The following is a 23,264-nucleotide window of genomic DNA, read 5'->3' as shown; positions in this document are numbered from 1 at the left end:
AAACATACAGGAGTCAGACTATGGTTAAAAAGCGTTTTTTTATAGGCTTCAATGGTATTCTTCTAGCCCTATTTCTAGATGTTTGTCTTTTGATTAGCATCCGTACAGTGGATTATCACGGCCATTTTCAATCAGCAACAGATAAATGGGAAACTTTGCTTTACGTTTTAGGACTTTATTTTACTTTTCTCCTTTTTGAGGTTATTTTTTATCTTATTCTGAAACACCGTAGAAATAAACAAGTTTTGGAACAGGTCTTATAAAGGCCTGGATTTTTGTGTTCAGTGATAGTGACATTTATGTCACTATTTTTTTGAAAAGGGAGAACTTATAATGGCCTTATAGCCAAACCCACTAGGTCTCCAAGACGACTTAATCTTTGTATAGTTCAAGTGGTTATTGCTGTATTTATTTTTGAAAAGAAAGGAGAAATAAGAATGCGAACTAAGGCATATGGTGAAGAGCTCACTACTGAAACGTTAGAAAATGTCACAGGGGGTGATTTTGTATCTAGACCTCAAACCTTACCTGAACGATTGGGTTGGAATAGATGGTGGTTGAAAAGAAAATACCCTTATGGTGATTAGAAGTTACCATGAGTACCAAATATGGGAAAGAGTAATATGGATAAACAGAAGAATAATCTTATTAGAAGTTTAAGCATTGTTATCGTGATTGTCTGGCTATTTATTGTGATGATAAATGCTACGCTAAGTTTCACCGAAGACATTGCTTTTATTGACCATTGTCTCGTCTGGTCAACACTTTCGCTAGCTTTTTCTTTGTTTGCGCTTAGGGTAGCGGGTAAGGACAAGGAGAAATGATTTTCTCTGTTGATTACTATAGTCTCAGGTTGAGTTTATATACTTAGCCTTTTCTTTTTGTCTTTAATTCTATGGAATGGTGACATCTATGTCACTATTTTTTATCTTGTTAAGCTCTTATAATGAAGTCATAGCTTGGACTTAGTCTTTAAAGTGCTAATTAAATAGAAAAAGGAGAGAAACATGGTAATTAGTGTCATGGTACCCTTGTTTTTGTTAATGGGTAAAAAATAAGATGTTACACAGTAAACAAATAAGGAGAATACATGAAGAAAATACAATTTATTTTGATGGCGAGTTTTGTTTTAGGTACTTGCCAGTTAGCAGTGCTTAGTGGAGCAGCGGATGAGCCAGATGTTAAGGAATCTACAATCGAATTATCCAATAATTTTGTTGAGAATAGTCAGGTAGATAATGTACAGATTTCTTCCGAAACAGTTTCCGAACAAGTGGTTGAGAAGGCTGAATCTAATAGTGAGACAAAGGAAAATTCACTTCTTCCATCATCACAGACAGGAGTGGCTGAGACAGAAGTGAGGTCCGAAGAGGTTTCGGTTGAAACTTATGAAAAGAACCTTGAAAATCTGAAGCAAGTCTCTTATAGTGATGTCACAAATATGTTGACTGAAGATGGAGGGGACCATATCCTTTATGTTGGCCGGCCAACTTGCTACTATTGTCGTCAAAATTCTCCAGTTTTGAAGGATTTCAATACCCTGATTGATGGTCAGCTTCTTTATTACAATACAGATTCGGATCAGTTAGACCGTGAATCTCGTAAAATACTATTTGATAAGCTAGGAATTCCAGGGACTCCAAGTGTAATTCGTCTCAAAAATGGTCAATTGATTTCAGGCTATCTTGGCAGTGCCCCGGATGCCCAAGCTATTTATCAGGCTGTTTTCAAGGAAGAAACTGAGAAAACGGAGACACCAGAGGGAACAGAGGTAGTAGAGAAGGCGGAAAAAACCTTACCGGAATCACCCTCTGAGGATACTATCAAGGATGGTGGCGAGAATACAGTTAATCATACAGACCAGTCTGTTAATAGCCTAATGTCTCAAATTAAGCAAGTTTTTAGGAATCTAACAGACCTGCTTATAAGTCTTTTAGGGAAATTTATCTAACAGACTACTTTCTAAGTCGAGAAATAAAAGAATTTATCAAATATGATTACCAACTATCTACGAAAAGCGAGCCTTTGTATAATGCTAATAAAGTCAGAGTTTCATCTGGCTTTTTCTTTATGACATCAAAAACTCTAAGCAGGCTTAGCCTGCTAACTCATGACAGAAAAGAAAGTTCGGCTTATAGTTCGGCTTATAATGAAGGTGAACAATACCAATCCGTTGTCTTTAATAGGGCTTTGCCTAGCCTGTATCAAAAACTGGATGAACAAGAGTCATGAGATAACTCGAATATGCCTTGAGCATGAAAATAAAATTACTAATAGCCTCTTGTTCTATTGTTCAATAGTTAACAGGAGGTTTTTGTAATGGAAGTTATGATTGAAACTTGTTGTGGAATTGATGTCCACCAAAAGTCTATCGTTTGTTGTATTCTAGATGGTCCACTAGAAAGCAATAAACCTAAAAAGATTCAGAAAAAATTTGGTACAACAACTATAGCTCTCCAAAACGCCTTAGATTGGTTATTGGAAAATCACGTCACACATGTCTTTTTTGAAAGCACTGGCCAATATTGGGTACCACTCTTTAATATATTCTCAGACTCAGAACTCAATTTGATATTAGCTAACCCCCAACATATTAAGAATGTGCCTGGTCGAAAAACAGACATGAAAGATGCCGAATGGATTGCACAGCTCGGACGTTGTGGACTTATTGAGCCATCTTACATTCCAAGCCCTGAAGTGATGCAGTTACGTTTACTCACTCGTAGGTTACGTTCTTACAAACAACGTCAAACTCAAATAAAGAATGAAATTCATAACCTCTTACAACGTGCTAATATCAAACTAACCAGCTATCTTTCTGATATCTTCTCTAAGACAGGACAGTCTCTTTTAACGCTCTTTATCAATGGGGAACTCATTGATTATGACAATGTGACAGCTTGTATTCACAAGCATGTCAAAGCAAGTCCCGAAGAATTAATGGAGGCCATGAATGGGAAGTTGTCACTGGAGGATCGATTTCTCTTGGACCAAAGCCTAGAAGAATATCAATTGTATCAAAAACTCATGAACAAATTAAGGAGTGAAATAATAGCTTATATCGAAAAGGAGTTTCCCTGAAGAAAATAGATTACTTCAAATGATTCCTGGTGTGAGTGAAACTTGTGCAGCCACAATTTTAGCTGAGATTGGACCAGATGTGAAGGCTTTTCAATCAGACGCACACTTAGCTTCTTGGGCTGGGCTCTGCCCAGGATCTTATGAAAGTGCTGGCATTAAAAAATCCTCACATATCACGCAAGGAAATCGATATATCAAGCAGGCTTTGACCATGTCGGGATTGATTGCGGCTCACTCTAAAGACAATGCGTTTTCATCTTTTTATAGCAAAATTTCCCAAAGAGGAAGTAAGATGAAAGCCGTCATTGCTTGCGCACATAAGCTACTTCGTATCATTTACAAAATTCTCGCAACACACCAAGAATACGACAAAGAAAAAGTGCTAGGACTGAGGCAACAGTTCTAACACCAAAAATTTAAAAAATCTCAATTACAGTATAGCACAAGAAGAGTTTTTTGCGCTATTTTTAATGTTTTTTTCAAATAAAAAACAATCTAAAATGTCAATTTAATCCTTTAAAGTCTGAAAATTTGGTATAATTAACCTAAAATACCAAAGGAGTAATTCATAATGCAACGTAGACTTGAACGATTTGATGCCAAACTTGCCCAATCAGGCCTTGATGCCTTGTTGGTGACAGGACAAAAAAATATCTATTATTTAACAGATTTCTGGGGGACAAATGCGACTGTCTTCATTACTAAGAATCGTCGCCTCTTCTTAACGGATTCACGTTATACCCTCATTGCCAAACAATCTGTGCATGGCTTTGATATTATTGAAACTAAGGATCCACTTAAGGATATTGTTAAAATTATCGAGTCTGATAAACTTGAAACTATCGGTTTCGATAATCAGGTGTCATTTGCTTACTACCAAGGTCTTCAAGCGATTTTTGAAGGCTACACTTTGTCACCACAAAGCAATTTCATGGAAGAGTTGCGTATGATCAAGGACGAAAAAGAATTGGCAACTATCCGTAAGGCTTGTTCTATCTCAGACCGTGCCTTTACAGATGTGCTTGATTTCATTAAACCAGGTCAAACAACAGAGCTACAAGTGGCAAACTTCCTAGATTTCCGTATGCGCGAGTACGGAGCTTCAGGGATTTCCTTTGAGTCTATCATTGCTTCAGGTTACCGTTCAGCTATGCCTCACGGGGTTGCTTCAGAAAAGGTTATTCAATCTGGTGAGACCCTGACTATGGACTTTGGATGCTACTACAACCACTACGTTAGCGATATGACTCGTACTATCCATATTGGTGACACTACTGATGAGGAGCGTGAAATTTATGATATCGTTTTACGTTCTAACCAGGCCTTGATTGATGCGGCTAAGGCTGGCATGACACGTCGTGACTATGATAAGGTTGCGCGTGATGTTATTGTCGAAGCGGGGTACGGTGATTACTTTACACATGGTATCGGACATGGTATCGGTCTTGACATTCACGAGATTCCTTACTTTGGTAATTCTGATGAAACCATCGAAGCTGGTATGGTCTTGACGGACGAGCCAGGTGTTTATTTGGCTGATAAATATGGTGTTCGTATCGAAGACGACATCATTATCACAGAAAATGGTTGTGAATTGATTACCCTTGCGCCTAAGGAATTGATTGTTCTCTAAGATTTGGAGGAATACTTTATGCCAAACCGTTTATCTTGGCAAGATTATTTTATGGCTAATGCAGAGCTGATTTCTAAGCGTTCTACGTGTGATCGTGCCTTTGTTGGGGCTGTTTTAGTCAAGGACAAGCGTATTATCGCTACAGGTTATAATGGCGGGGTTTCTGAGACTGATAACTGTAACGAAGTAGGTCACTACATGGAAGATGGTCATTGTATTCGTACGGTACACGCAGAGATGAATGCCCTTATCCAATGTGCCAAAGAGGGGATTTCTACCAAAAATACAGAGATTTATGTGACTCATTTTCCTTGTATCAACTGTACCAAAGCCCTCTTGCAAGCTGGTATCGTAAAGATTACTTACAAGGCCAATTATAGACCGCACCCATTTGCGATTGAGTTGATGGAACAAAAGGGTGTTTCTTATTTGCAACATGATGTTCCAGAGGTTCACTTAGGAATGGATGACTAGTTTGTTCTTTGAAAAAAGCCTGAGGATTGGGCTTGAATCTATAAAACATTTGAGCCATGCTGTCATTTATGGTAGAATAAACTGATAATAATTTTTTACAAAGAGGTATTTAATAATGATTGAAGCAAGTAAACTCCGTGCGGGTATGACTTTCGTAACTAACGATGGCAAATTGATCAAAGTTCTTGAAGCTAGCCACCACAAACCTGGTAAAGGTAACACAATCATGCGTATGAAATTGCGTGATGTTCGCTCAGGTTCAACTTTTGATACTAGCTACCGTCCAGAAGAAAAATTTGAACAAGCAATCATCGAAACAGTACCAGCACAATACTTGTACCAAATGGATGATACTGCATACTTCATGAACACTGAAACATATGACCAATATGAAATCCCAGTAGCCAACGTTCAAGAAGAATTGAAATTTATCCTTGAAAACTCAGAAGTAAAAATCCAATTCTACGGAACAGAAGTTATCGGTGTGCAAGTACCAACAACTGTTGAATTGACTGTTACTGAAACACAACCATCAATCAAAGGTGCAACAGTTACAGGTTCAGGTAAACCTGCAACACTTGAAACTGGTCTTGTGGTTAACGTTCCAGACTTTATCGAAGCTGGTCAAAAATTGGTTATCAACACAGCTGAAGGTACTTACGTATCACGTGCCTAAGCCCAACTAAGTCTTTCAAACCACTGGTTTGAAGGCTTTATTTTCCAAACTAACGGAAAGGAAACATGCGATGACTACAGAAAATATCGGTGAAATTGTAATTGCCCCTCGCGTGCTCGAAGTGATTACAGGTATCGCTGCAACTAAAGTGGAAGGTGTTTACGCCCTTCAAAATAAAAATGTTACGGATAGTCTCAGCAAAACAAGCTTGGGACGTGGTGTTTACCTCCGAACAGAAGAAGATGGTACTGTAAATGCTGATATCTACGTTTCACTTCAGTATGGGGTTAACGTACCAGCGGTTTCAATTGAAATTCAAAAGGCTGTTAAAGCAGCTGTCTATGATATGGCAGAAGTGGCAATTTCAGAAGTCAACGTTCACGTTGAATCTATTGTTACTGAAAAGTCACAAAAACCAGACTTGGCTGAATTGTTTAACGAGGATTTTTTGAATGACTAATATCTTTAAAGATTCACGTCGTGACCTTCGTGAGCGTGCTTTTCAAACGCTTTTTGCCCTTGAATTTGGTGGTGAAGCTCTGGAACAAGCACATTTCGCTTACACTTATGACAAGCCAATTGACGAAGAAACTGAAGTTGATGTACCAGCCTTTCTCCTTAGTCTAGTAACAGGCGTCCGTGAAGAGTTGGCTCAACTTGATAGTCAAATTGAAGAAAAATTGAAAGAAGGTTGGAGCCTCTCACGTTTGATTGTGACAGATCGTACCCTCCTTCGTTTAGGACTTTATGAAATCACGTCATTTGAAGAAACACCAGGACGTGTGGCTATCAACGAAATCATTGAAATCGCTAAAAAATACTCTGATGAAACATCTGCTAAGTTCATTAACGGTGTACTTAGTCAGTTCGTGACAGATGAAGCATAAGCAAAAGAAGTTGAGCACTGTTTCAACTTCTTTTTTCTACAAATTTAACAAGAATAAAAGTCGCAAGCGGAGATTTCTTGCGACTTTTATTTATATACTACCACCGGCAATCAAATTTACTGGAAGCACGTAATCACGATTAACTGTTTTGCCTTTAATTTTCTTGAGAAGAATTTCGACACAAAGCTTAGCAATTTCGTCCAAAGGTTGTTGGATAGTTGCTAGCTCTGGGTAGAAGTGACGGATAAAGGCAGTTCCGTCATAACCGATGATTTTAAGGTCATCAGGAATGGAAATATCCATTTGTTTAGCCACTTTCATAATTAGGATGGCTGTGAGATCGTCTGAGACAAAAATACCGTCTGGTTTTTCACGAGAAATGATAGATTTGATTTCTAATTCACGTCGCATGAGAGATAAGTCGTTTGGAACAGGACAGATAATACCTTTTTTGTTTAATTCGTAATTAAAACCTAGTTGACGAAGTCCTGTTGGAGAATCTGAATTATCATAACCTGTAATCATGACAATACGTTGACAGCCAGCCTTTACTAAAGCTCTTGCGGCTAACTTCCCACCTTCAAAGTTATCAGATGAGACGATAGGAATTTTTGGAGCGAGATTACGGTCGAAGGCAATGATGGGAGCTTCAACTTTCTCATAATCCTCGATGCCAAGATTGTGGCTAGATGAGATGATGCCGTCGCATTGGTTGGCGGCAAGCATCTCCAAATAGTCCTTTTCCTTGTTAGGATCGTGCTCACTGTTACAAATGATGGTTTTATAGCCTTGCTTAAAGAGCTCCACTTCTAGGTGTTCAATAAGCTCAGCATAAAATATATTGGAAATATTTGGGAAAATCAAACCAACAAGTTTGGCCGACTTTCCTTGAAGACCTCGAGCTAAATTATTTGGTTTATAGTTGAGTTCTTGCATAGCAGCGTGAACTTTATCAATGGTCTTCTGTGAGAGGTAGCCCTTTTTGTTTATGACGCGAGAAACTGTGGTTGGGCTCACACCAGCCAGTTCGGCAACGTCAGTAAGCTTTGCGACCATAAATCACTTTAGTATTTCAAGTCGAAGTAGTGTCCAGAAACGTTTCCTGATGTCACTTTGATACCAGTTTGCTCTGCACTTGGGAAGACGCGGCTAGTGAAGACTTTTTCACCTTTGTTGAAGAAAATTTCAACGATTGAATTATCTACAAAGATGTTTGCTGTTGCAGCTTGACCGGCATCAAGAGTGCATTCACGACTTGTGCCAAAGTCAGTCGCATACTGTTCACCAGCTTTAGAACGGTCAAGGATAACTATTCCATTTTCAGTATCAACCTTAAGTGACAAGCCATTTCCTTCTTGGTCTGCAAAGAGGACAAGTTCAGTTTGAGAGTTAGCTTCGAAGTTAAGTTCAAGCTCGTAAGTGTTAGTTGTTGACGTTTTTCCAGAGAAATCTTCTTGGCTAGCACGTAAGCTTGTAATGGCTTCAACTGGATATTGGTAGAGTTTGCCATCCTTAATAGACAATTCTTTAACCAAGCTCATAGCTCCTTGGTAGTCATATTTATCAGTTGGATAGTCCACATCTGGAAGACCGATCCAGCTGACAATAAGGGCACGACCATCTGGAGTATTAAAGCCTTGAGTTGCATATGCTTCAAATCCGTAGTCCAAGTTGATAATTGGTGTGCCATCAACGAGGGCAGGTTTTTCTGTGTCGAAATCTTGGAAAATCTTATAAGTGTTAGGGTAGATGTTACCGTAGTCAAGTTCAGCTTTATCGAGACCTTGTGGGCTATAAAGAAGAACAGGTTTGCCATCTACAAAGACAAGGTTAGGACACTCAATCATGTACTCTGACCCAGTGCCACCAAAGTCAAGATTACCAACCTCAACCCAGTTTTCGACATCATTGTCTACTGCCTTGTAAAGTTTGATATAACCTTGTTTATCGTGGTTTTGAGCACCTACGATAGCGTAGAATTGTCCCTTGTAATCGAAGATTTGAGGGTCACGGAAGTGCCCAGTAGCGTCAGCAGGTTGTTTGATAAGAACCTTGTCGAATTTTTCGATTTTGCCGTCTTTATCCATCCAAGCGCCGATTTGACGTGGGTCACGAATCCAGTTTTCATCACGAACGTTCCCAGTATAGAAGATAAAGAGTTTATCACCGATTTGATAAGCAGAACCTGAGTAGGCACCGTGGCTATCATTTTCATGGTCTGGCAAGAGTTTGACACCAGTTTCTGTAAAGTGAACCAAATCTTCAGTTTCAGTATGCACCCATTGTTTCAAACCATGAGCAGCTCCAAATGGCCAACTTTGGTAGAAAAGTTGGAACTTACCATTAAAGTAAGAAAAACCGTTTGGATCATTAAGAAGCCCTGTTTCTGGTTCGATATGGTAACTTGCACGCCAAGGTGATTTAGCGACATTTTCTCTAATCTTTGTTTTTTCTTCGTCTGTCCAATCAGCGTATGGACGGTAACGAACTTCTGTTGGTAGATTCATATAAAGGGATCTCCTAATCTATTTGTTAGTAATATAGTAAACGTTTTACCTAGAAAAATCAACGATTTATCATAAAAAAATAAAAAATTATGCTAAACGGTTGACATATGACAGAAAGATGCTAAAATAGTTACCGTAAAGAAAAGCTAAACGCTTTCATACCAAATTTTATTAAGGAGAATTTTGCAAATGGATAACAAACAAATTGCAAAAGAAGTCATCGATGCCCTCGGTGGACGTGAAAACGTCAACAGTGTTGCTCACTGTGCGACACGTCTACGTGTGATGGTTAAAGATGAAAACAAAATCAATAAAGAAAAGGCTGAGAACATTGAAAAAGTTCAAGGTGCTTTCTTCAACTCAGGTCAATACCAAATGATTTTTGGTACAGGTACTGTTAACAAGATTTACGACGAAGTCGTTGCTCAAGGTCTTCCAACAGCATCTAAAGACGAACAAAAAGCAGAAGCTGCTAAACAAGGGAACTGGTTCCAACGTGCTATCCGTTCATTCGGTGACGTTTTCGTTCCATTGCTTCCAGCAATCGTAGCGACTGGTCTTTTCATGGGTATCCGTGGAGCAATCAATAACGATACAGTTCTTGGTTTGTTCGGTACAACATCAAAAGCTTTTGCTGCTACTGATTTCTATACTTACACAGTTGTATTGACAGATACAGCCTTCGCCTTCTTCCCAGCCTTGATTTGTTGGTCAGCCTTTAACGTATTTGGTGGTTCACCACTTCTTGGTTTGGTTCTTGGTTTGATGATGGTTAACAACGCCCTTCCTAACGCTTGGGATGTTGCATCAGGTGCTGCTAAACCAATTTACTTCTTTGATTTTATTCCAGTAGTAGGTTACCAAAACTCAGTGCTTCCAGCCTTCTTCGTAGGTTTGCTTGGTGCTAAGTTCGAGCAATGGGTTCGTAAATGGGTTCCAGACGTTCTTGACCTTCTCTTGCGTCCACTTATCGTCTTCGCAGTAATGTCAGCTTTGGCCCTCTTTATCATTGGTCCTGTCTTCCATACTGTTGAAAGCTATGTTCTTGCTGCTACAGAATGGATTCTTAACTTGCCATTTGGTCTTGCTGGTCTTGTTATTGGTGGTGTTCACCAAGTTATCGTCGTTACAGGGGTTCACCACGTCTTCAACTTGCTTGAAGCTAACCTTATTGCAAATACTGGTAAAGACCCACTTAACGCTATCATCACAGCTGCTATGACTGCCCAAGCTGGTGCGACACTTGCAGTGGGTGTTAAAACTAAAGATGCTAAATTGAAAGCACTTGCTTTCCCTGCAACTCTTTCAGCGGTACTTGGTATCACTGAACCAGCTATCTTCGGGGTTAACCTTCGTTTCGGTAAACCATTTATCATGGGTCTTATCGCCGGTGCTGCTGGTGGTTGGTTGGCATCAATCCTTAACCTTGCTGGTACAGGATTTGGTGTAACAATCGTTCCTGGTACACTTCTTTACCTTAACGGTCAAGTACTTAAGTATGTGATTATGGTACTTGTAACACTTGCTCTTGGTTTCGCTCTTACTTGGATCTTCGGTTACAAAGAGGAAGAAGTTGAAGCTCAAAAAGAAGTTGTTGCTGAAGATATTGCATCTGCAGAATCAGCTCCAGTTGCATTGCAAGCTGAAACAATCGCTGCACCACTTAAAGGTGAAGTTGTAGCTTTGGAAAATGTTAATGACCCAGTCTTCTCTTCAGGAGCTATGGGTAAGGGTGCCGCTATCAAACCTTCAGGTAACCAAGTAGTCGCACCATTTGATGGTGAAGTGCAAATCGCCTTCCCAACAGGTCACGCTTACGGTCTTAAATCTGATAAAGGTGCTGAAGTGCTTATCCACATCGGTATCGACACTGTCTCACTTGACGGTAAAGGATTTGATGCTAAAGTTCAAGCAAATCAACGCATTAAAAAAGGTGATGTCTTGGCTACCTTCGATAGCTCAGTAATCACTGAAGCAGGTCTTGACGATACAACTATGGTTATCGTTACAAACACTGCAGACTTCGAAGATGTTTCATCAGTAGCGACTGGTTCAGTTGCTGAAGGTGCAGACTTCATCGCAGTTAAATAATAAGCTAGAAAAGTCGAAGCCAATTCGGCTTTTTTAGTTAAATGGCTCATAAAGAAAAGTATGAAGCAGAGTAGTCTGTACCTCCTTAAACAAGGTCTCATTTAGATTGTCTTTTGCCTAGCTTTTATTTATAATAGTATAAATAGTTATTATTGATCATAAAAGGAGATAGCTTTACCTATGGCTAAACTTTACGGAAGCTTGGAAGCTGGTGGTACAAAATTTGTTTGTGCTGTTGGCGATGAGAAATTCCAAGTCGTTGAAAAAACTCAATTCCCAACAACTACACCTTACGAAACAATTGACCGTACTATTGAATTTTTCAAACGTTATGAAGATCAATTGGCTGGAATTGCTATTGGTTCATTTGGTCCAATTGATGTTGATCCAAACTCTGAAACATATGGTTTTGTGACTTCAACACCAAAACCACATTGGTCAAATGTTGACCTTCTTGGTTTGATTGCTAAAGAGTTTAATGTTCCTTTCTACTTTACGACTGATGTTAACTCATCTGCTTATGGTGAGACACTTGTTCGTAAAGGTGTTAAGAGCCTTGTTTACTACACTATCGGAACAGGTATCGGAGCTGGAGCTATTCAAAATGGTGAATTCATTGGTGGTATGGGTCATACTGAAGCTGGTCACGTATATGTACCGCTTCACCCAAATGATGTTTCCAATGAATTTAACGGTACTTGTCCATTCCACCGTGGATGTTTGGAAGGTTTGGCTGCTGGACCATCGCTCGAAGCTCGTACAGGTATTCGTGGTGAATTGATTGATCAGCATTCTGAAGTTTGGGATGTTCAAGCTTACTACATTGCTCAAGCGGCTGTCCAAGCAACAGTACTTTACCGTCCTGAAGTTATCGTCTTTGGCGGTGGTGTTATGGGGCAAGAACACATGCTTCGTCGTGTTCGTGAAAAATTCACAGTTCTTTTGAATGGTTACCTTCCGGTGCCAGATGTAAATGAGTATATTGTGACACCTGCTGTTTCAGGTAATGGTTCTGCAACACTTGGTAACTTCGCACTTGCTAAGGACGTAGCCGACAAGCATGCAAACAAATAAACAAAATATGTAAAATCGCTTTAAGAGATAATCTTAAGGCGTTTTGCTCTATACAGGAGGAAGTAATGGAACCTTTATTTTTAGATTCACCAATGCATGAGAAAATCTGGGGAGGTAATCGCCTCAAGACAGAGTTTGGTTACGATATTCCCAGTGAACATACTGGTGAATACTGGGCAATTTCTGCCCATCCTAATGGTGTATCCTATGTCAAAAATGGAAAATATGCTGGTTTCCACCTGGCAGAGCTTTACAAGGATAATCCAGAACTTTTTGGGAACCCCAAGACTAGTGTTTTTCCTTTGTTGACCAAGATTTTGGATGCTAATGACTGGCTCTCAGTGCAGGTACACCCTGATGATGCCTATGGGCTAGAGCACGAAGGTGAGCTAGGAAAGACAGAATGTTGGTATATTATTGATGCTGAAGAGGGTGCAGAAATTATTTATGGTCACAAGGCTAAGACAAAGGAAGAGCTGGCATCCTTGATTGAAGCAGGTGATTGGGATGGACTTTTGGCGAAAACTCCTGTTAAGAAAGGTGACTTTTTCTTTGTACCAAGTGGCACCATGCATGCTATTGGTCCAGGTATCCTTATCTTAGAGACTCAACAATCTAGCGATACCACTTATCGTGTATATGATTTTGATCGTAGGGATGATCAGGGAAATAAACGTGAACTTCATATTCAACAGTCTCTTGATGTCTTGAATCTAGGGAATCCAGAAAATAGTGTCCCAGCAACTGTTAAGACCTTGCAATTAGAGTCGACTTGTTTGACATCAAACTCCTTTTTCACTGTGTATAAATGGAAACTCAGTGGCTTGGTTGACTTCAAGCAAGCAGCTCCCTATTTGCTTTGTTCCGTACTTTCTGGCAATGGGACCATGACTATCGATTCACGCATTTATTGTCTAAAGAAAGGTGATCACTTCATTCTTCCAAATGATGTGACAGATTGGGAAATTGATGGACAATTGGAGATGATTGTCAGTCACCCTAACGAGGCTTAAGTATGAGTAATGAAAAAGTTTTAGCGGCCCTATTTGAGCGTATTGAAATCAACAAATCATATTATTTTGAAGGAGCTTATTATCGTCTGAAAGACTATGGCGACCACATTTATGGCTTACAACGGGCAATTCCTGGTATGTGTGGTGAAAAAACAGCTTCCCCTAGCATCAAATTTTACTGGAAAAATGGTGTCTTGGACTATCAATTCTACGTTGATTTTGAAGCAAGTCCTATGATAATGAAGGCTTATAGTAGCACCGACCATGCCTTCTTTGAGCAGGCTTTTGAAAATCTTTTGCATGATTTTGAGGATATCCTAGAGAGCCAAGAAAACTCTGAGAAGTAGGCATAAAGTATTATTGTCGATATTTTCAGTGAATCTAATAAAAAAGTTTTAGTTTATTTGCGAATCCATTGTGAAAGCCCTTAAACTAGGGCTTTTTTCTTTGTCAATCCTTGAGTGATTTCTTGTTTAAAGGGGGCTTTTGTGGTAAAATATGGAGATAAAGACTGTCGAAAGGAAAAAAGATGGCAAATATATTACGCAAAGTCATTGAAAATGATAAAGGCGAAATTAAGAAACTAGAAAAAACTGCCAAGAAAGTCGAGAGCTATGCTGATGCAATGGCGGCTCTTTCAGATGAAGAACTTCAGGCAAAAACAGAAGAATTTAAAAAACGATATCAAAACGGAGAAAGCCTAGACCAACTCTTGCCAGAGGCATTTGCAGTTGTTCGTGAAGGGGCAAAACGTGTCCTTGGACTTTTCCCATATCGTGTGCAAATCATGGGTGGTATCGTTCTTCACCATGGTGACGTCCCAGAGATGCGTACAGGGGAAGGGAAAACCCTGACTGCGACAATGCCTGTTTACCTAAATGCTATTTCAGGTGAAGGTGTACACGTTATCACCGTTAACGAATACCTTTCAGAGCGTGATGCGACTGAAATGGGTGAGCTTTATAGTTGGCTTGGTTTGTCAGTAGGGATTAACCTTTCAGCCAAATCACCAGCTGAAAAACGTGAAGCTTATAACTGTGACATCACTTACTCAACCAACTCAGAGGTAGGTTTCGACTATCTTCGTGATAACATGGTTGTTCGTAAGGAAAACATGGTACAACGTCCATTGAACTATGCCTTGGTCGATGAGGTTGACTCGGTTCTTATCGATGAAGCTCGTACACCATTGATTGTATCAGGTCCTGTAAGTTCAGAAACTAACCAGTTGTATCATCGTGCAGATGCCTTTGTTAAGACCTTGACAGAGGATGATTATGCCATTGATATTCCAACAAAAACAATTGGTTTGAATGACTCAGGTATTGACAAGGCTGAAGAATTCTTCAACTTGGACAACTTGTATGATATTGACAACGTTGCCTTGACTCACTATATTGACAATGCCCTTCGTGCCAACTACATCATGTTGCATGATATCGACTATGTGGTAAGTCCTGAGCAAGAAATTCTTATCGTCGACCAATTTACAGGTCGTACCATGGAAGGTCGTCGTTTCTCAGATGGACTCCACCAAGCCATTGAAGCAAAAGAAGGTGTACCGGTTCAAGAAGAAACGAAGACATCTGCCTCAATCACTTACCAAAATATGTTCCGTATGTACAAGAAATTGTCAGGGATGACTGGTACTGGTAAGACTGAGGAAGATGAATTCCGTGAAATCTATAACATGCGAATCATTCCGATTCCAACTAACCGTCCAATTCAACGTATTGACCACGACGACCTTCTTTACCCAACCTTGGATGCTAAATTCCGCGCTGTGGTACAAGATGTTAAACGTCGTTATGAAAAGGGACAGCCAGTCCTTGTTGGTACGGTTGCCGTTGAAACATCTGACTTGATTTCTAAGATGTTGGTTGAAGCAGGTATTCCTCATGAAGTACTTAATGCTAAGAACCACGAAAAAGAAGCGCATATTATCATGAATGCGGGTCAACGTGGTGCCGTTACGATTGCGACCAACATGGCCGGTCGTGGTACCGACATTAAACTTGGTGAAGGTGTTCTTGACCTTGGTGGCCTTTGTGTCATTGGTACAGAGCGTCACGAAAGCCGTCGTATCGATAACCAGTTGCGTGGTCGTGCGGGACGTCAAGGGGACCCAGGAGAATCTCAATTCTACCTTTCACTTGAAGACGAATTGATGCGTCGTTTCGGTTCTGATCGTATCAAGCAAGTCTTGGAACGTTTGAACGCTGATGATGAAGATATCGTTATCAAATCACGCATGTTGACTCGTCAAGTGGAAGCGGCTCAAAAACGTGTCGAAGGAAATAACTACGATACTCGTAAACAAGTCCTTCAGTACGATGATGTTATGCGTGAACAACGTGAAATCATCTACGCTGAGCGTTATGATGTTATCACAGCGGAACGTGACCTTGAACCTGAGATTAAGGCTATGATTAAGCGTACGATTAACCGTACAGTAGATGGTCACAGCCGCAATGATCAAGAGGAAGCTCTTAAAGGTATTTTGAACTTTGCTCGTCAGGCCTTGGTTCCTGAGAATGCCATCTCACTTGAAGATTTACGAGAAGTGGGAGAGGTAACGAAACGTAGTGTTAATTATGACGCTATTAAAGTTTACTTGAATGAGTTAGCAGCTGATGTTTATGATCGTCAAATCAAGAAATTGCGTTCAGAGGAAGCTATCCGTGAATTCCAAAAAGTCTTGATTTTGATGGTTGTTGACAACAAGTGGACGGATCACATCGATGCCCTTGATCAATTACGTAATGCCGTTGGTTTGCGTGGTTATGCCCAAAACAACCCAATCGTTGAGTATCAATCTGAAGGGTTCAAGATGTTCCAAGATATGATTGGGGCAATTGAATATGATGTGACACGTACAATGATGAAAGCACAAATTCATGAACAATCTCGTGAAAATGTGAATGAACGTGTTTCAACAACAGCAACAGGCAATATCCAGGCTCACCAAGCAGATGCTAATGGTCAAGAAATTGACTTTAGTAAGGTTGGTCGTAATGACTTCTGTCCATGTGGCTCTGGTAAGAAATTTAAAAATTGTCACGGTCGTAAACAATTTTAGGAAAAAAGAAATAGGTAATTATTATGGTTTTTAAAGCAGTAAGTGAAAAAATTGATTTTGATGCAGTTAAAGAATCAACTACATTGACAGGTGAAGCCCTTGCCAAGAAACAAGCTCGTGATAAAGAGCTTGAAGCAATCATCAAGGGTGAAGATGACCGTACACTTTTGGTTATTGGTCCATGTTCATCTGATAATGAGGATGCAGTTCTTGATTATGCTCACCGTTTGGCTAAACTTCAAGAAGAAGTGAAAGATAAAGTCTTTATGGTTATGCGTGTTTATACAGCTAAACCTCGTACAAATGGTGATGGTTATAAAGGACTTGTCCACCAACCTGATGCTGAAGGTAAACCAAACCTAATCAATGGTATCAAGGCTGTGCGTAATCTTCACTACCGTGTTATCACTGAAACTGGTATCACAACTGCTGATGAAATGCTTTACCCAGAAAACCTTCCTTTGGTAGATGACCTTGTGTCATATATTGCCATCGGTGCACGTTCTGTAGAAGACCAACAACACCGTTTTGTTGCATCAGGTATTGATGTTCCAACTGGTATGAAGAACCCAACATCAGGGAACCTTAACGTTATGTTTAATGGTATCTACGCTGCACAAAACAAACAAAACTTCCTCTTTAACGGTGAAGAAGTTGAAACATCAGGTAACCCATTGGCACACGTTATTCTTCGTGGTTCAACGAATGAATATGGTAAAAACGTGCCTAACTTCTACTATGATGATGTTCTTGAAACCATCGAACACTATGAAAAAATGGGTCTTGAAAATCCATTCATCGTTATTGATACAAACCATGATAACTCAGGTAAACGTTACTTGGAACAAATCCGTATCGTTCGTCAAACCTTGATTAACCGTGACTGGAATGAGAAAATCAACAAAGTTGCACGTGGTTTCATGATTGAATCTTACCTTGAAGATGGCCGTCAAGATGCGCCAGATGTCTATGGTAAATCAATCACTGACCCATGTCTTGGTTGGGATAAGACAGAAGAATTGATTCGTGAAATCCACGATACTTTGTCAAAATAATAAGGTAACAGAAACCATGTATGGGGAGTGAACCGTTTGGATGACCAAGCGGTTCGCTCTCTTTTCACAAAGAGAGGGAAATAAATGGGAATTCATCAAAATAGTCCGCTGATTGATGTAGCGGAAGTAAGGAAATTACATGCTCTTACGGGAGATGCACTAGTAACTAAACAGGCTAATGATGAGGCTTTGGCAAAAATTATCAAGGGTGAGGACAAACGTATTCTCTTGGTTATTGGTCCATGTTCATCTGATAATGAAGAAGCCGTTCTTGACTATGCTCACCGTTTGGCCAAACTTCAGGAAGATGTGAAAGATAAAATCTTTATTGTTATGCGTGTTTATACAGCTAAACCACGTACTAATGGAGATGGTTATAAGGGGCTTATCCACCAACCAGATGCAGAGGGTGATGTAGACCTTCTTGCTGGAGTTAAGGCGGTTCGCCACCTTCAGTCACGTATTATTACTGAAACAGGCCTTCCAATCGCTGACGAGATGCTTTATCCGTCAAATCTTTCCTTCTTTGATGACCTACTTAGCTACCACGCTGTTGGAGCACGTTCGGTTGAGGACCAAGAACACCGCTTTGTAGCTTCAGGTATTGATGTGCCAATTGGCTTGAAGAACCCAACGTCAGGAAATTTGAATGTCATGTTTAATGGTATCTATGCTGCGCAGAACCAACAGCATTTCCTTTACAATGGTGCTGAAGTTAAAACAGATGGTAACCCACTCGCTCACGCTATTTTGCGTGGTGCCAACAATGAAAATGGTCAGAACATTGTCAACTACCATTACGAGGACTTGGTTAAGGCTTTGTACAAGTATAGTGCATTTAATTTGGAAAATCCATTTATTCTTGTTGATACAAACCATGATAACTCAGGTAAAAACTTCATGGAACAAGTTCGCATTGTACGTGAAGTCCTTCTTAACTGTGAGTGGGATGAGCGTATCGCGGATACCGTGCGTGGCTTTATGATTGAGTCTTACCTTGAGGATGGTCGTCAAGACACACCTGAAGTTTATGGTAAATCAATCACAGATCCATGTCTTGGTTGGGATAAGACAGATAGCCTTATTCGTGAAATCCACAATCGACTTTCATAAAAATTATGATTTTTGGACATGGTATAGACTTGCAGGAAATTTCAGCTGTTAAAAAGGCTTATGACCGCAATCCACGTTTTGCAAAAAAGGTATTGACACCAAAAGAGTGGGAGCGTTTTGAATCCCTTTCTGGCAATCGTCAGATGTCCTATTTAGCAGGTCGCTGGGCTGGTAAGGAAGCATTCTCAAAGGCCTGGGGTACAGGTATTGGAGCAGTCGGCTTTAAGGATATTGAAATTTTGACCAATGACAAGGGAGCTCCAGTGGTGACCCAGTCGCCTTTTGAAGGCAATGTCTTCATCTCGATTTCCCATAGCGGTGATTTTGTTCAGGCAAGTGTCATTTTAGAAAAAACTAAGAGATAGATGTTGGAAGAGGATAGCTTATGATCTCAAGTTTACATCGACCAACCTTGGCAAAGGTTGATCTATCAGCAATTTCAGAAAATATTGAACAAGTGGTTAGTCACATCCCTAAACAGGTGCAGACTTTTGCAGTTGTTAAGGCCAACGCCTATGGTCATGGTGCTGTTGCGGTGGCCAAGCATTTGTCTAAACAGGTAGATGGTTTTTGTGTTTCCAACCTAGACGAGGCACTTGAACTCCGTCAGGCTGGTTTAGAGCAACCGATACTTATTTTAGGAGTCGTCTTGCCAGACGAGGTTCCTTTGGCTATTCAAGAAAACATCACTCTGACGGTAGCTTCGCTAGAGTGGTTGGAAATGGCTAAGGATCAAGGGCTTGATTTGACTGGTTTGACCTGTCATATTAAGATTGATTCAGGCATGGGACGCATTGGGGTGCGTAGCCAAGGGGATGCAGATAGTTTGATTGCTGGTCTGAAGGCACTTGGTGCGGATGTCGAAGGTATTTTTACCCATTTTGCAACAGCTGATGAGGCAGATGATAGTAAATTCAATCGTCAATTGACCTTCTTTACGGATTTGGTTAATAACTTGGTGGACCGCCCTCGCTTGGTACATGCTAGCAACTCTGCGACGAGTATCTGGCATGCAGAAACAGTCTTTAATGCTGTACGTCTAGGTGTCGTGATCTATGGTCTCAATCCTAGTGGCAGTGTTTTAGAACTTCCCTATAACATTCGTCCTGCTTTAAGCTTGGAGACAGCGCTTGTTCATGTTAAGATCCTGCCAGCAGGTCAAGATGTGGGTTATGGTGCAACGTATACGACGACAGCTGATGAGGTTATTGGAACCATTCCGCTTGGCTATGCGGATGGTTGGACCAGAGATTTACAAGGTTTCCACGTTATTGTTGATGGACAGCTTTGCCCAATTGTTGGGCGTGTGTCTATGGACCAGATCACTGTTCGCCTTCCTAAGGTTTATCCCCTAGGAACTCCAGTTACGCTTATGGGGGAAAATGGGGGAGCAAGCATCACTGCGACAGAGGTGGCTGAAAAACGTGGCACTATCAACTACGAGGTCCTTTGTTTGCTTAGTGATCGTGTACCTCGTAGCTATGATTAATATAAATAAATAGAAATCCAGTTTGATACTGGATTTTTTGATTTTAGTGAAGAGCATTTTCATGTGTTATAATAGCTGATAAGGCTTCCTCTTTCACGAGGAGAAGAACACGATAGAAATGATAGAGGATATGATTCGACTAGATTCACCAATTGCGGATTTGAAAGGCTTTGGTCCTAAGTCCGCTGAAAAATTTACCAAATTAGATTTACACACGGTTGGGGACCTCTTGCTTTATTTTCCTTTCCGATATGAAGATTTTAAGAGTAAGTCTATCTTTGAACTGATGGATGGCGAAAAGGCTGTTATTACGGGAACGGTGGTGACCCCTGCCAATGTACAGTATTATGGCTTTAAACGTAATCGTCTGAGTTTTAAAATCAAGCAAGGAGAGGCAGTGATTGCCATTAGTTTCTTCAACCAGCCTTATCTTGTGGACAAGATTGAGATGGGGGCAGAAGTGGCTATTTTTGGCAAATGGGACCAGAAGAAGTCTGCAGTGACTGGTATGAAAGTGTTGGCTCAAGTTGAGGACGATATGCAGCCAGTCTATCATGTGGCCCAGGGCGTTAGTCAGGCCCAGCTGATAAAGGCTATAAGGGCAGCTTTTGATAGTGGGGCCTTGAATTTGTTGGAGGAGAGTCTCCCACAGGTGCTTATGGACAAGTATCGTCTCATGGGACGTCAAGAGGCTGTGCGTGCCATGCATTCTCCGAGAGATTTGGCTGAATATAAGCAGGCTCTGCGTAGGACCAAGTTTGAAGAGCTCTTTTATTTCCAGATGAACTTACAGGTACTGAAGGCTGAGAATAAGTCCGAAACCAATGGTCTAGCAATTGCTTACGATGAGGCCAAAATCAAAGCCAAAATTGCAGAATTACCATTCCCCTTGACAGAGGCTCAACAGCGCAGTTTATCGGAAATCCTAGCCGATATGAAATCTGGGGCTCATATGAACCGTCTTTTGCAAGGAGATGTGGGTTCAGGGAAAACAGTTATCGCTAGCCTGGCTATGTATGGGGCCTATACTGCAGGATTGCAGTCTGCCCTTATGGTACCGACGGAAATCTTAGCAGAGCAACACTATCAGAGTTTGCAGGGGCTTTTTCCTGAGCTAGAGGTAGTGCTCCTAACTTCTGGGATGAAGGCGGCGGACAAAAAAGTAGCTCTTTCCAAAATCGAATCTGGGGAGGCTCAGATGATTGTGGGGACTCACTCACTGATTCAGGATGCTGTGACTTATCACAGGCTTGGGCTAGTAATTACTGATGAGCAGCACCGTTTTGGGGTTAATCAACGTCGTATTTTCCGTGAGAAAGGTGACAATCCTGATGTCCTCATGATGACAGCGACACCTATCCCTAGGACCTTGGCGATCACTGCCTTTGGAGAGATGGATGTGTCAATCATTGACCAGATGCCAGCTGGGCGTAAGCCCATTATTACCCGTTGGGTTAAACATGAGCAACTAGATACCGTACTGACTTGGATCAAGGGCGAGTTGGAAAAAGATGCTCAGGTCTATTTTATTTCACCTTTGATTGAAGAGTCTGAGGCTCTCGATTTGAAAAATGCGGTGGCCCTTCATCAGGAACTCACAGATTTCTTTGGGGATTCAGCTAGAGTGGCCCTGATGCACGGTCGCATGAAAAATGATGAAAAAGACCAAATTATGCAGGACTTCAAGGATAAAAAATCTCAGATTTTAGTATCAACTACAGTTATCGAAGTGGGGGTTAACGTGCCAAATGCTACGGTTATGGTCATTATGGATGCCGACCGCTTTGGACTTAGCCAGCTTCACCAACTTCGAGGACGTGTAGGTCGTGGCCATAAGCAGTCCTACTGTGTTTTGGTGGCTAATCCTAAAAATGATACCGGGAAAAAACGCATGCAGGCCATGTGTGAGACTACGGATGGTTTTGTTCTAGCAGAAGAGGACCTTAAAATGCGTGGTTCAGGAGAGATCTTTGGAACACGTCAGTCAGGAATTCCTGAATTTCAAGTGGCTGATATTGTGGAAGACTATAATATCTTAGAGGAAGCAAGGCGCGTGGCCAGCCAAATTGTATCTGACCCTAACTGGCGTGAGAATGCTGATTGGCAGGTGCTTGGAGCTCATTTGAGAAGCCAAGGCGAGTTTGATTGAGGAGGAAACCCATGAAAAAGAAACGGTTAAAAATCGATTTTTTTGCTATCTTGCATCCTTTATTTCTTATGATGTTAGGTCTCCTGTTTTATTTTTTCGCCTTCATCTTGATTTGGTTTATTACCGAATTGGCAAAGTTGATAGAAGGAAAGACGGACTTTCATACCCTATATCTTTATTCACTTCTTATCTCTCTAGTTTGTTCGGTATTACTGATTATGTACGTCGCGGGTTTTATAGCTCAGCTGATTATCCATATACAGCATCAAAAGGAAAGGACGCTTTTGCCGGTCTGGTGTATGCTTACGGCTGTACTGATGCTTGTGCCCCTATTCGAAGATTTTAGTATCTTAGGCTCGTCCTGGAATTTTAAAGGGTATTTTCTTTCCATAGTTGCTTACATTGCCTATCTCTTTACAAAGCTACCCAAGGTTATTGAAAGTTACCGCTATCATGCGACAATTCGCTATGCTGTTTGGGTGGCTCTAGTCCTGGGAATTATTTTATCCATGCTTTAGACAGAAAAACTCTCAGTAAACTCACTGAGAGTTTTAAGTTTCCTTCAAGCTTATTACAAGCTTTCTTTAAGTTAGGTAACCTATAATAAAACCATCAAAACGAGATAGGTTTTGATAATAAAACGTTTTGGCTAAGCCAAACCATTCCTAAAAAGGAGGACAAAACAATGACAGTAAAAATCAAAGTAACCTACAACCGAAATTTCCAGAAGCATCCTCAAGACTTTAAGGTTTATCAAAACTAGTATTGATGCTAGGAAGAGGCTAAATTTACCCATATTCTACAACTTTCATCCCTCATTTTCCAAAATCCCTTTTTCCTTTTTTCATAACGTAGAATCCCTCTTCTTAAACTCATAAAAAGTCTAGACGGAAGCATGACCAGTCTAGGCGATTAACATAAGTAAGCTAACCAGTTGAGATTT

At 40.6% G+C, this 23,264-nt stretch carries 24 protein-coding genes; 22 read left to right on the top strand and 2 right to left on the bottom strand.

Annotated elements, in window-relative coordinates; translation table 11 throughout:
• Positions 1-20 precede the first annotated feature (20 nt).
• The 11 genes from NST80_RS09175 to nusB all read left to right on the top strand — a co-directional run bounded on the left by NST80_RS09175 (position 21) and on the right by nusB (position 6,751).
• Positions 21-263, top strand: coding sequence for a DUF3923 family protein (locus NST80_RS09175; protein ID WP_013991179.1), 243 nt, complete (start codon positions 21-23; stop codon positions 261-263).
• Between the two features lie 174 nt (positions 264-437).
• Positions 438-587: a hypothetical protein gene (locus NST80_RS09170; protein ID WP_175060900.1), complete on the top strand. Its 150-nt coding sequence runs from the start codon at positions 438-440 to the stop codon at positions 585-587.
• Between the two features lie 36 nt (positions 588-623).
• Positions 624-824, top strand: coding sequence for a hypothetical protein (locus tag NST80_RS09165; RefSeq protein ID WP_183138281.1), 201 nt, complete (start codon positions 624-626; stop codon positions 822-824).
• A gap of 266 nt (positions 825-1,090) precedes the next feature.
• Positions 1,091-1,951: a thioredoxin family protein gene (locus tag NST80_RS09160; RefSeq protein WP_183138280.1), complete on the top strand. Its 861-nt coding sequence runs from the start codon at positions 1,091-1,093 to the stop codon at positions 1,949-1,951.
• 368 nt (positions 1,952-2,319) lie between these two features.
• A complete protein-coding gene (locus tag NST80_RS09155) occupies positions 2,320-3,081 on the top strand; it encodes an IS110 family transposase (protein ID WP_049529073.1) in 762 nt (253 codons plus the stop codon).
• A gap of 19 nt (positions 3,082-3,100) precedes the next feature.
• The gene (locus NST80_RS09150) at positions 3,101-3,487 is read left to right on the top strand and encodes an IS110 family transposase (RefSeq protein ID WP_045768432.1); all 387 of its coding nucleotides are present in this window, start codon (positions 3,101-3,103) and stop codon (positions 3,485-3,487) included.
• Positions 3,488-3,652: 165 nt separating this feature from the next.
• On the top strand, positions 3,653-4,714 hold the full coding sequence (locus NST80_RS09145; protein WP_022496297.1) for a Xaa-Pro peptidase family protein: 1,062 nt from the start codon (positions 3,653-3,655) through the stop codon (positions 4,712-4,714).
• 18 nt (positions 4,715-4,732) lie between these two features.
• Positions 4,733-5,188 carry a deaminase gene (locus NST80_RS09140; protein WP_002884736.1) on the top strand — a complete coding sequence of 152 codons (456 nt, stop codon included), beginning with the start codon at positions 4,733-4,735 and terminating at the stop codon, positions 5,186-5,188.
• A 115-nt stretch (positions 5,189-5,303) separates the two neighbouring features.
• Positions 5,304-5,864: an elongation factor P gene (gene efp / locus NST80_RS09135; protein WP_002884532.1), complete on the top strand. Its 561-nt coding sequence runs from the start codon at positions 5,304-5,306 to the stop codon at positions 5,862-5,864.
• A gap of 70 nt (positions 5,865-5,934) precedes the next feature.
• Positions 5,935-6,324, top strand: a complete 390-nt coding sequence (locus NST80_RS09130) for an Asp23/Gls24 family envelope stress response protein (protein ID WP_002884704.1) — start codon at positions 5,935-5,937, stop codon at positions 6,322-6,324.
• Positions 6,317-6,751 carry a transcription antitermination factor NusB gene (gene nusB, locus NST80_RS09125; RefSeq protein ID WP_002884506.1) on the top strand — a complete coding sequence of 145 codons (435 nt, stop codon included), beginning with the start codon at positions 6,317-6,319 and terminating at the stop codon, positions 6,749-6,751. The genes NST80_RS09130 and nusB overlap by 8 nt, the downstream gene beginning before the upstream one ends.
• A 90-nt stretch (positions 6,752-6,841) precedes the next feature.
• Here the strand turns inward: nusB and NST80_RS09120 are convergent, their stop codons facing one another.
• Together NST80_RS09120 and NST80_RS09115 are read right to left on the bottom strand one after the other, a co-directional pair.
• Positions 6,842-7,807: a LacI family DNA-binding transcriptional regulator gene (locus tag NST80_RS09120; protein ID WP_118184996.1), complete on the bottom strand. Its 966-nt coding sequence runs from the start codon at positions 7,805-7,807 to the stop codon at positions 6,842-6,844.
• An 8-nt stretch (positions 7,808-7,815) separates the two neighbouring features.
• Complete coding sequence (locus NST80_RS09115) at positions 7,816-9,258, bottom strand: sucrose-6-phosphate hydrolase (protein WP_183138279.1); 1,443 nt, start codon at positions 9,256-9,258, stop codon at positions 7,816-7,818.
• Between the two features lie 189 nt (positions 9,259-9,447).
• Between NST80_RS09115 and NST80_RS09110 the strand changes: the two genes are divergently transcribed.
• The 11 genes from NST80_RS09110 to NST80_RS09060 all read left to right on the top strand — a co-directional run bounded on the left by NST80_RS09110 (position 9,448) and on the right by NST80_RS09060 (position 22,839).
• Entirely contained in the window at positions 9,448-11,349 is a 1,902-nt protein-coding gene (locus NST80_RS09110) for a sucrose-specific PTS transporter subunit IIBC (protein ID WP_014632610.1), read from the top strand.
• A 180-nt stretch (positions 11,350-11,529) separates the two neighbouring features.
• Positions 11,530-12,423, top strand: a complete 894-nt coding sequence (gene scrK / locus NST80_RS09105) for a fructokinase ScrK (RefSeq protein ID WP_049527455.1) — start codon at positions 11,530-11,532, stop codon at positions 12,421-12,423.
• A gap of 65 nt (positions 12,424-12,488) precedes the next feature.
• Positions 12,489-13,436, top strand: a complete 948-nt coding sequence (gene manA, locus NST80_RS09100; RefSeq protein ID WP_045769167.1) for a mannose-6-phosphate isomerase, class I — start codon at positions 12,489-12,491, stop codon at positions 13,434-13,436.
• A gap of 2 nt (positions 13,437-13,438) precedes the next feature.
• Entirely contained in the window at positions 13,439-13,783 is a 345-nt protein-coding gene (locus NST80_RS09095) for a hypothetical protein (protein ID WP_014632612.1), read from the top strand.
• Positions 13,784-13,965: 182 nt separating this feature from the next.
• Positions 13,966-16,515, top strand: a complete 2,550-nt coding sequence (gene secA / locus NST80_RS09090) for a preprotein translocase subunit SecA (protein ID WP_045769168.1) — start codon at positions 13,966-13,968, stop codon at positions 16,513-16,515.
• Between the two features lie 23 nt (positions 16,516-16,538).
• Positions 16,539-17,570: a 3-deoxy-7-phosphoheptulonate synthase gene (locus tag NST80_RS09085; protein ID WP_045769169.1), complete on the top strand. Its 1,032-nt coding sequence runs from the start codon at positions 16,539-16,541 to the stop codon at positions 17,568-17,570.
• 84 nt (positions 17,571-17,654) lie between these two features.
• Entirely contained in the window at positions 17,655-18,683 is a 1,029-nt protein-coding gene (locus tag NST80_RS09080) for a 3-deoxy-7-phosphoheptulonate synthase (protein WP_342504599.1), read from the top strand.
• A gap of 5 nt (positions 18,684-18,688) precedes the next feature.
• The gene (gene acpS, locus NST80_RS09075) at positions 18,689-19,048 is read left to right on the top strand and encodes a holo-ACP synthase (protein ID WP_021143628.1); all 360 of its coding nucleotides are present in this window, start codon (positions 18,689-18,691) and stop codon (positions 19,046-19,048) included.
• A 20-nt stretch (positions 19,049-19,068) separates the two neighbouring features.
• A complete protein-coding gene (gene alr, locus NST80_RS09070; RefSeq protein WP_045769171.1) occupies positions 19,069-20,172 on the top strand; it encodes an alanine racemase in 1,104 nt (367 codons plus the stop codon).
• A 118-nt stretch (positions 20,173-20,290) separates the two neighbouring features.
• Complete coding sequence (recG, locus tag NST80_RS09065; protein ID WP_257881484.1) at positions 20,291-22,321, top strand: ATP-dependent DNA helicase RecG; 2,031 nt, start codon at positions 20,291-20,293, stop codon at positions 22,319-22,321.
• Positions 22,322-22,332: 11 nt separating this feature from the next.
• Positions 22,333-22,839, top strand: coding sequence for a hypothetical protein (locus NST80_RS09060; RefSeq protein ID WP_004183442.1), 507 nt, complete (start codon positions 22,333-22,335; stop codon positions 22,837-22,839).
• Positions 22,840-23,264: the final 425 nt, after the last annotated feature.

Source organism: Streptococcus sp. FSL K6-1323 (assembly GCF_038630745.1).
In the GTDB taxonomy this organism is placed as follows: Bacteria; Bacillota; Bacilli; order Lactobacillales; family Streptococcaceae; genus Streptococcus; species Streptococcus salivarius_D.
This window is presented reverse-complemented; position numbering and strand designations above follow the sequence as displayed.

What these genes read in the sequence shown, in the direction of transcription:
- NST80_RS09085 (WP_045769169.1), top strand. Translation starts at nt 16,539, where the DNA reads ATGGTTTTTAAAGCAGTAAGTGAAAAAATTGATTTTGATGCAGTTAAA.
- NST80_RS09080 (WP_342504599.1), top strand. Translation starts at nt 17,655, where the DNA reads ATGGGAATTCATCAAAATAGTCCGCTGATTGATGTAGCGGAAGTAAGG.
- alr (WP_045769171.1), top strand. Translation starts at nt 19,069, where the DNA reads ATGATCTCAAGTTTACATCGACCAACCTTGGCAAAGGTTGATCTATCA.
- NST80_RS09130 (WP_002884704.1), top strand. Translation starts at nt 5,935, where the DNA reads ATGACTACAGAAAATATCGGTGAAATTGTAATTGCCCCTCGCGTGCTC.
- NST80_RS09110 (WP_014632610.1), top strand. Translation starts at nt 9,448, where the DNA reads ATGGATAACAAACAAATTGCAAAAGAAGTCATCGATGCCCTCGGTGGA.
- NST80_RS09160 (WP_183138280.1), top strand. Translation starts at nt 1,091, where the DNA reads ATGAAGAAAATACAATTTATTTTGATGGCGAGTTTTGTTTTAGGTACT.
- acpS (WP_021143628.1), top strand. Translation starts at nt 18,689, where the DNA reads ATGATTTTTGGACATGGTATAGACTTGCAGGAAATTTCAGCTGTTAAA.
- NST80_RS09145 (WP_022496297.1), top strand. Translation starts at nt 3,653, where the DNA reads ATGCAACGTAGACTTGAACGATTTGATGCCAAACTTGCCCAATCAGGC.
- NST80_RS09175 (WP_013991179.1), top strand. Translation starts at nt 21, where the DNA reads ATGGTTAAAAAGCGTTTTTTTATAGGCTTCAATGGTATTCTTCTAGCC.
- NST80_RS09150 (WP_045768432.1), top strand. Translation starts at nt 3,101, where the DNA reads ATGATTCCTGGTGTGAGTGAAACTTGTGCAGCCACAATTTTAGCTGAG.
- NST80_RS09115 (WP_183138279.1), bottom strand. Translation starts at nt 9,258, where the DNA reads ATGAATCTACCAACAGAAGTTCGTTACCGTCCATACGCTGATTGGACA.
- NST80_RS09155 (WP_049529073.1), top strand. Translation starts at nt 2,320, where the DNA reads ATGGAAGTTATGATTGAAACTTGTTGTGGAATTGATGTCCACCAAAAG.
- NST80_RS09140 (WP_002884736.1), top strand. Translation starts at nt 4,733, where the DNA reads ATGCCAAACCGTTTATCTTGGCAAGATTATTTTATGGCTAATGCAGAG.
- NST80_RS09095 (WP_014632612.1), top strand. Translation starts at nt 13,439, where the DNA reads ATGAGTAATGAAAAAGTTTTAGCGGCCCTATTTGAGCGTATTGAAATC.
- secA (WP_045769168.1), top strand. Translation starts at nt 13,966, where the DNA reads ATGGCAAATATATTACGCAAAGTCATTGAAAATGATAAAGGCGAAATT.
- scrK (WP_049527455.1), top strand. Translation starts at nt 11,530, where the DNA reads ATGGCTAAACTTTACGGAAGCTTGGAAGCTGGTGGTACAAAATTTGTT.
- NST80_RS09060 (WP_004183442.1), top strand. Translation starts at nt 22,333, where the DNA reads ATGAAAAAGAAACGGTTAAAAATCGATTTTTTTGCTATCTTGCATCCT.
- manA (WP_045769167.1), top strand. Translation starts at nt 12,489, where the DNA reads ATGGAACCTTTATTTTTAGATTCACCAATGCATGAGAAAATCTGGGGA.
- nusB (WP_002884506.1), top strand. Translation starts at nt 6,317, where the DNA reads ATGACTAATATCTTTAAAGATTCACGTCGTGACCTTCGTGAGCGTGCT.
- efp (WP_002884532.1), top strand. Translation starts at nt 5,304, where the DNA reads ATGATTGAAGCAAGTAAACTCCGTGCGGGTATGACTTTCGTAACTAAC.
- NST80_RS09170 (WP_175060900.1), top strand. Translation starts at nt 438, where the DNA reads ATGCGAACTAAGGCATATGGTGAAGAGCTCACTACTGAAACGTTAGAA.
- recG (WP_257881484.1), top strand. Translation starts at nt 20,291, where the DNA reads ATGATAGAGGATATGATTCGACTAGATTCACCAATTGCGGATTTGAAA.
- NST80_RS09165 (WP_183138281.1), top strand. Translation starts at nt 624, where the DNA reads ATGGATAAACAGAAGAATAATCTTATTAGAAGTTTAAGCATTGTTATC.
- NST80_RS09120 (WP_118184996.1), bottom strand. Translation starts at nt 7,807, where the DNA reads ATGGTCGCAAAGCTTACTGACGTTGCCGAACTGGCTGGTGTGAGCCCA.